At 56.0% G+C, this 7,178-nt stretch carries 7 protein-coding genes; 6 read left to right on the top strand and 1 reads right to left on the bottom strand.

Going from position 1 to position 7,178, the window contains the following annotated elements; translation table 11 throughout:
- Nucleotides 1-40 precede the first annotated feature (40 nt).
- A complete protein-coding gene (locus tag ACQRCJ_RS11635) occupies nucleotides 41-1,456 on the top strand; it encodes an ABC transporter substrate-binding protein (RefSeq protein ID WP_427799860.1) in 1,416 nt (471 codons plus the stop codon).
- On the opposite strand, the gene ACQRCJ_RS11630 is transcribed toward ACQRCJ_RS11635, so the two are convergent.
- Nucleotides 1,450-1,596: a hypothetical protein gene (locus ACQRCJ_RS11630; RefSeq protein WP_168935963.1), complete on the bottom strand. Its 147-nt coding sequence runs from the start codon at nucleotides 1,594-1,596 to the stop codon at nucleotides 1,450-1,452. The genes ACQRCJ_RS11635 and ACQRCJ_RS11630 overlap by 7 nt on opposite strands.
- Before the next feature lie 43 nt (nucleotides 1,597-1,639).
- Between ACQRCJ_RS11630 and ACQRCJ_RS11625 the strand changes: the two genes are divergently transcribed.
- From ACQRCJ_RS11625 to ACQRCJ_RS11605, 5 genes are all read left to right on the top strand, one after another.
- Nucleotides 1,640-3,073: a LuxR C-terminal-related transcriptional regulator gene (locus ACQRCJ_RS11625; RefSeq protein WP_427799859.1), complete on the top strand. Its 1,434-nt coding sequence runs from the start codon at nucleotides 1,640-1,642 to the stop codon at nucleotides 3,071-3,073.
- A gap of 179 nt (nucleotides 3,074-3,252) precedes the next feature.
- Nucleotides 3,253-4,059, top strand: coding sequence for a hypothetical protein (locus tag ACQRCJ_RS11620; protein WP_427799858.1), 807 nt, complete (start codon nucleotides 3,253-3,255; stop codon nucleotides 4,057-4,059).
- A 21-nt stretch (nucleotides 4,060-4,080) separates the two neighbouring features.
- Entirely contained in the window at nucleotides 4,081-4,734 is a 654-nt protein-coding gene (locus ACQRCJ_RS11615; protein WP_168935966.1) for a hypothetical protein, read from the top strand.
- Nucleotides 4,735-4,957: 223 nt separating this feature from the next.
- The gene (locus tag ACQRCJ_RS11610; RefSeq protein ID WP_427799857.1) at nucleotides 4,958-6,202 is read left to right on the top strand and encodes a hypothetical protein; all 1,245 of its coding nucleotides are present in this window, start codon (nucleotides 4,958-4,960) and stop codon (nucleotides 6,200-6,202) included.
- The gene (locus tag ACQRCJ_RS11605; protein ID WP_427799856.1) at nucleotides 6,189-6,563 is read left to right on the top strand and encodes a hypothetical protein; all 375 of its coding nucleotides are present in this window, start codon (nucleotides 6,189-6,191) and stop codon (nucleotides 6,561-6,563) included. The genes ACQRCJ_RS11610 and ACQRCJ_RS11605 overlap by 14 nt, the downstream gene beginning before the upstream one ends.
- Nucleotides 6,564-7,178: the final 615 nt, after the last annotated feature.

Here is a 7,178-nt window from a genome sequence, read left to right as displayed (position 1 = left end):
AATAAGATAAACTTTTCTGGCCTTTTTCGGGGAACTGGTTATGCGCGTATGGCAGGACAATATGGAGCACGGCACGATGCCGGATGCAAAGCCGGCGGCATGTGCAAGAGTGCTTTGCCGGACATTCCTGCGAGTCATGCTCGCTGTGCATGTCCTTCTGCTTTGTGCTTGTACCGATTCTCCGCTTGATCCTGACAAGCCCGTCACCCTGACCATGTGGCATGTGTATGGCGCACAGGCCCGTTCCCCCATGAATATGCTGATCGACCGTTTCAACCAGACGGTGGGGAAGGAGCAGGGCATCATCATCAATGTCACTTCCGTCAGCAGTACCTGGACCATCCATGACGAGCTCGTGGCGTCAGCCCGTAAGGATCCGGGAAGTGAAGAACCGCCTGACCTTTTCACATGCTACCCAAAAACAGTGGCCATGATCGACAGCGCAAGGCTTCTGGACTGGAAAAAGTATTTCAGTGAAGAGGAGCTGAAGAACTATGTTCCGGCCTTTCTTGAAGAAGGCATGATAGGCGATGCGCTTTACGGGTTCCCTTTTGCCAAATCCACCAATCTTCTCTATGTCAATGACACCCTTTTTGAGCCCTTCAGCCGGGAAACGGGCATAACGCATGCCGATCTCGCGACAATGGACGGCATATTCCGTGCGGCCGACCGTTACCATGAATGGTCCGGCGGCAAGTCTTTCTTCATGTATGACGACTGGATACACTATGCCATGCTCAACTCGGAGGCGCTGGGAGAACCCTTTTTCGAGAAAGGATGCATCCGCTGGGACAATCCTGTCCTGCTGAAGATTTGGCGTCCTTTGGCCAAGGCCGCAGCCAACGGACAGCTGTGGCTCAATCCCGGCTATAACAGCACCGTCATGATGATGGGGGAGGTCGTGTGCGGTGTAGGTTCTTCCGCCGCCATCCTTTACTTCAATGATACCCTTACATTGAGGGACAATACGACCCTCCCGCTCAGGTTGACGGTACTTCCCGACCCGCGTTTCGGAGGGGCAAAACGGCTGGACATCCAGCGGGGCTCCGCTCTGTACGCATGTGCCTCCACCCCGAAAAAGGAATACGCTGCCGCAGTATTCTGCAAGTGGATCACCAGTCTGGAAGTCAATCTTTCCCTCACCATACAGGGAGGGTACATGCCTGTTCACAAGGAAGCCTTCCAGAAGCTGATGCAGGCAAACCGGGCCGATTTTCTTAATGATCGCTATTGGCAAGCTTACAAGGTACTGCGGTCACTTTATGAAACGTCCACGTTTGTTCCCGCTCCTGATTTTGAACATTATGGCGAACTGGAAAAGCGGTTTGGGATGGCCCTGCGTGATGTCCTTTCCACATATCGTGGAACATGGTTCAGTGTTGACAACAACTCTGACAGAGTTGTCCGGTCAACGCTGATGCAGATGAAGAAACACTTAGACGTACCTTTTTATTGATAAATAGCTGTCATGCGATTTTTACAACCTACTCTCTTTTCTTTTAGAGCAGGAAAGCTTCCCTTGCGGGTGCGTCTTGGTGTGTATTTTTTGTCTTTTGTCCTTATTTTGCTTATTATTTTGCTGACACTGCTTTTCATCTTTGATTTCCTGCCGGCTTCCCAAAAGAAGATAGGCGAGGATATGGATGACTATCTTACTGTATATGAAAGAAATATTTCCCTGCATATGGGCAATATCGTCGCTGCCAGCCAGCGGCTTGCTCCTGAGCTGACGCGTGTTGTCGAAAAGACCCTGGCCCAGAACAACGCTGCGTTCAGCGACGTGACGGATAATGCGCAGCTCATAGGCAAGCTGGAGTATGAAAGCATCCCCCTGCTGATCCAGAGCCTGAGGGAATCCCGTTCCACCGGGGCGTTCATCATCCTGGAAGCGACGCTCAACAGCTCGCTTCCCAAGGCAGCCACGTCGCGCTGCGGTGTCTATCTGAAGATCAACACGCCTGTTAATTTCAATACGGTAAAGGCGCCTGTGGCCTGGTTGCGCGGGATGCCGCAGATTGCCAGCCGCTATCGCTTTGCCATCCACAATAACTGGGACATGGAGTTTGACATCTCCCATATCTCCAAATGGGATGAACTGCTCCAGGAGGCAAAACAGGCCCCGAGAAACAGCTATTTTTTTGCCAAGGCGCATTATCTGCGCGGGACATGGGAAAAAGTGCTTTTGATCTGCATCCCCATGTACGGGGAGAACGGCGAGATATACGGGGTTTGTGGCCTTGAGATCAGCAGTCTGCTTTTCAAGCTGGCCCATGCACATCTTTCGCCTCCCCTGGCCGGTCTGACAGGGGTCCTAGCCTTGCGGCAGCAAGATACCGAGGGGGGAGTGAGCCTGGACACCGGAGCTGGTTTTCAGGACGGGCCTGCCCTGGCCATCCCGGAGGACTCTTCCGTCTACAAGGTCACTGCAGAGAAAGATTACAACCGCTACAGCGATGGCGAGATCGTCTTTGTGGGCAGGGAAAAGCCGTTGCGGCTGGCGCCGCTTCCGCTTTTTGGCGAAGATGCCACCTGGGTTGCCGCGGTATTGCTGCCCCAGCAGCGGGAACGAAGCATGCTGATGCATCGTTATATCCTTGTGGCGTCTTTCCTGATGATCTTTTTGGCCATCGCCCTGTTGCTGGCCATATTCTTTTCCCGCTGTTACGCGGCACCTGTCCTGAAGGGCATACGCAATGCCAGGGAGGAAGGAGGCTCAGGCGGCACGACCCAGATCCGGGAGCTGGATGAACTCATTGCCTTCATGAAGGCCAGAGAGCAGGAACTCATTTGCCAGATGGGAGAAAACGCCCATGAAATGCGCGACGCTGACCAGGTGGAGTTGAGCGCATATCGCATGTTCGTCAATCAGATAGAGACCCTGACGAAAACAGAACGCATCGTCTTCGATCTTTATATCACCGGCCTCAACTCACATGAGATCGCCAACAAGCTCAATCTGTCCATCAATACCATCCGCACGCATAACCGGAATATCTACGCCAAGCTCAACGTCACTTCCTACAAGGAAATGATGGTCTACATCCAGATGATGACGGGCAGGCAGCAAGGCTGAGTACCCCGATCCCCAAAGAGCAGAGCCCCCGGACAGGGGGCTCTGCTCTTTTCATCTTCATGATGACACGTTTTTTCGACTTTTTGCGCGTTTTTCATCGCAAGGATGATGCATGGTCATCCCGTGTCAGGCTATGACGCTCCCAACAGGCAGCCTATCCAACGCCTGAGGAGGGAACCATGAAAGGCATACGCACACGCCTGCTGCTCGTGGCGTTTCTTGCCCTGTGTCTGACCATCGCGGCCCCGGCCCGTGCCCATGAGGATACCTCGGAGATGAGCCGCGCCGATCTCCTGCTCCTGCAGGACACTGTGGCCCGGCTCTGGACACTGCATGTCGGCATCGGCGAAAAGCAGCCCGGAGACAAGGCACCGCATGAGACCTTCGGCCTTGTGAAAGACGAACAGCTCTCTCCCGCTTTTGTGGCACGCCTCGTCCTCCAGCTGGTGGACCCGGATGCCGGCACGCAACGTCTCCTCCCGGAGATGGTCGCCACCCCCGAAGACCGGAAGAGCATACGCGTCTTTGACAAGGTGCCGCAGCGCTACACTGTCTACCTTCCCTTCACGGCCCTGGAGGCCACGGCGCGGGAGTACCTGGGCTGGCCCTTCGACAAGGCGGCCCTGCCCAAGGCCGACTACATCCTGCTGGGCGAAAAGGGCCTGTTCCTCGACTATGACGCCATGTTCCAGTCCTGGCCCCTGCGCCATCAGCAGCGGGCCTTCGCCCTGTCCATCAATCTGTACCAGCATGGCGGAGATAACTGGATCATGGAAGGCACGGTACGTGTCCCCGAGCAGGCGGAAGGCGATATCTGCCGCATCAGCAGACGGGAAAACTTCGGCATGCACCTCAAGAGGACGGACGGTTGCTGGCGCATCCTTTTCCTCGGCTTTTGCGACGGCTGGCACCCCCTTCTCTTCGGCAATGACGGCATGCCGGACGACCGCGGGCGCCTCCATGTCCTCGGCTTTGACATGCAGTAAGTTTCCCCAGCGAGGTGGATCATGAATAAGATCTTGCTTTTGGTGGTATCGGCCTGCCTGCTGCTCTGTCCCCTCTCCGCTTCCGCGCAAGGGAACGCCCCGTCCCGGGCGGAAGTGCTCGTCATGAAGGACAATCTGCTCATTCTCTGGAGCATGGGCCTGACGAAAAGTGCCCCCAAATCCCAGGAGGCCTTGTGCCGGGATGCGCTCTTCTTCCTTATTCTGTCCGAAGGCTCGGCCTGTGGTGTGGATCGCCGTATGGACCCTGATCTCTTCCAGGGTATCCCCGAAAGGTACATGGGCTTCGTGCCGAAGCAGAAGGTGGAGGAGTCCGCCCGGACCATTTTCGGTCAGGAAGTGAGCCAGCACGTGGCCTTCAAGGGGTCCTATTTCGACGGCAACGGCTATTTTCTCGATTTTGGCGCGCTGAGCGACAAAACGGGCAATATATGCAACCTGTCCCCGGATAATTTACTGCCAGGCTATGCCAACGTGGAGATGATGGAGCCCATAGATGAAAAACACTGGGAAATGTTCGGCAGGCTCCAGCGCTTCAAGGAAGTGGACGGCGGGGAAATCGTATGGAAAGAGGCCACATTCCACGTCATCGTGCATCATCAGGACGGCAAGCTGCTGCTCAGGAGCTTTGAGTTCACGGAACAGGCCATGGGATAATGGCTGGATGAGGAGCTTCTCCCAAACGCATGGGAGTGTGGATGGCTGAAAGGCCCCAAAACGGAATGATAGGCCTGTTCGAGGATCTTTCATCATATCTGCAAAAGGGGCTGAAAGCACAGCCTGGACAACACCGTAATCGACTGAATTGAAATCAGGAGGAACTATGCATTCATTGGCAAAATGCATTGCGTTGGTTTTGATACTCCTGGGATGGGCGGCCGTGGCTCAGGCCGTCCCTGTGGATCTGCTGAAGACGCCCGTCCCGGCCGACGTGGCCTGCGGTGGGGCCGTGGATGAGGCCGCCACCCTGAAGGCCGTGCAGCACTGGGTCCTGCTGTGCAACAACGAGCTGTCCGCCATCGACAAGAACGATGAACGGCGGATCATGGGCTATCTGCTGGACATGAAGGTGGATTACCTGAGCCACCTCCGGAGACACTCGGTCAAGGAAAAGATCTCGGAGCTCGTGGAGCCCGTGCTCCAACGCTGGGTGCAGCAGGCCCTGATGAAGAAGGGCTCGCTGACGCCCGCGGATCAGAAGCTCCTGGCTTACCTCGGCTCGCTGGCTCTCGTTCCCACCATGGAGGAAGGGCTGGCCTACCTGCGTCTGGACTATGCCGCTTTCTACAAGCATGTCCACTTCAGCCCGGCGGCCAGGGCCTTTGTGGATGTGCTGGTCTCCCAGCCCATGAGCGACGAGGATCTGGGCGGTGAGGAATACTACAAGTACTGGCCGCATCTGCACATGGCCGAATGGGCCGCGCAGCTGGAAAAGTTCCTGCGCGCCCATGCGGGCAATCCCTATGCGCCTGATGCCCTCAAGCGCTATCACAGCATCGTGGACCTGATGTTCTTCAAGAGCGTTCCGTCGCGTGGCCCCAACGGGGTCATTGACCGGTGGAACTGGCAGAAGAACGAGATACTGGGTTCCCTTGCCCAGACCTATCAGGGTACTCTGACCGGGCGTCTGATCGGGGACTTCATCGCCGCTGTGGATGCCAATGGCCAGAAGGCTCCCCAGGGCCTGAAGCAGCGCTTCGCCGCCCTGATCGATGCCGAACTGGCGCCGAAGAAGGGCGCGGATGCGGCCACGGCCCCTGCCGCGCAGGTCAGCTTTTATGAAGGCCAGGGCGTCATCAACAACAAGATCCCCGTGGCCCTCTGGTTCGACAGCCGGGAGGGCATCGTCTCCGGGGAGATCGTCTATACGGCCACCAAGGCCAGAAAGCCCATCCGCATCCTGGGCCGGGAAGAGGCCGACGGCGCCTTCCGTCTTTATGAGATGCTGCCCAACGGGGACATCTCCGGCACCATCACCGGCACGCTCACCGACGGCGTCCTGTCGGGCACATGGACCGGCCGCCCGCGAATGATCGAGAAGAGTGAAGGCAAGTACAGCTTCAAGAGCGGCAAGCAATTCCCCATCAAGATCAGCGCCGTCAAGAGGACACATGCCCCCCTATGATTGGATATTCGATGCGGCGAATGCTTCCGGGACATACGCCTACAGCGTCGGGGACAAGTGCGATGACGGCACGGTCAACCTGCGGATCAATAATGACGGGACCGTCAGGTATCGCATCATAGGGCTGACCGGAGCGCCCTTTTACAGGACAGCCTGTTTTCCTGAGGATGCCTTGTCTGGTGAGACTGGCGTGGCACGGTTGCATGGCAACCGCATACTTATCGAAGAAGACGCAAACTGTGCCATAGAAATAGCACTGTACAGCGACTTCCTTGTTTCCAGCTATGTGGATGGCAAGGTCTGCCGACACCGTGTGGGAGACGGGGCAACAGCAGAGGGATTGTTCCTTAAAAGGCGCTGATACCGGCAGGGGACCGATGCAGACTTCGCGTGCCATGGACTTGTCCAGAGGCAGGTCTTCAGGAGAGCGAGGCAAGAAGAGGGAATCATCAGGGCACGATGTTCTTAGCGCATCACCTTGGCCTGCTCCGTGCGTCTTCGCCAGATTCTTTGCAGGGGAGGGGCCAAGGTGCGGTCTTTCAGCACTGAACGTCACAAAATGCTATGACAGAATCCTTGAAACAGAAGAAGGGAGTCAGAAGCCTGCTTCATATTCATGATGACTGCCCTTTCCTTAGATTTTTGTCCTGTTTTCATCACAAGGATGATGCATAGTTGTCCCCTTTCAGGGTAAACATGCTACCAACTGGTAGTATATTTAACGTCTGAGGAGAGAACCATGAAAGGCCTATGCACACGTCTGTTGTTGTCCGTAACGTGTTTTTCGCTGTGTCTGACTTTTGCATCTCCGGTCCGTGCAGGCGAGGATGCCGCGCAGGTGTTCCCTCAAGTACAGGCAGATACTGAGCTGCCATATGAGCCGGAAGATGCGTCCATGTCGATGAATCGTGCGGACAGGTTGCTTTTGCTGAGCAATGTTGTCTCGTTATGGAAACTGCGTGTCAGTATCGGCTAG

The organism is Desulfovibrio sp. SGI.102, assembly GCF_050314315.1.
Lineage (GTDB): Bacteria > Desulfobacterota > Desulfovibrionia > Desulfovibrionales > Desulfovibrionaceae > Desulfovibrio.
The sequence above is the reverse complement of the archived record's forward strand: the minus strand, read 5'-3'. Positions and strand labels throughout refer to the sequence as shown.

What these genes read in the sequence shown, in the direction of transcription:
- ACQRCJ_RS11630 (WP_168935963.1), bottom strand. Translation starts at nt 1,596, where the DNA reads ATGAAAAGCAGTGTCAGCAAAATAATAAGCAAAATAAGGACAAAAGAC.
- ACQRCJ_RS11615 (WP_168935966.1), top strand. Translation starts at nt 4,081, where the DNA reads ATGAATAAGATCTTGCTTTTGGTGGTATCGGCCTGCCTGCTGCTCTGT.
- ACQRCJ_RS11635 (WP_427799860.1), top strand. Translation starts at nt 41, where the DNA reads ATGCGCGTATGGCAGGACAATATGGAGCACGGCACGATGCCGGATGCA.
- ACQRCJ_RS11605 (WP_427799856.1), top strand. Translation starts at nt 6,189, where the DNA reads ATGCCCCCCTATGATTGGATATTCGATGCGGCGAATGCTTCCGGGACA.
- ACQRCJ_RS11620 (WP_427799858.1), top strand. Translation starts at nt 3,253, where the DNA reads ATGAAAGGCATACGCACACGCCTGCTGCTCGTGGCGTTTCTTGCCCTG.
- ACQRCJ_RS11625 (WP_427799859.1), top strand. Translation starts at nt 1,640, where the DNA reads ATGGATGACTATCTTACTGTATATGAAAGAAATATTTCCCTGCATATG.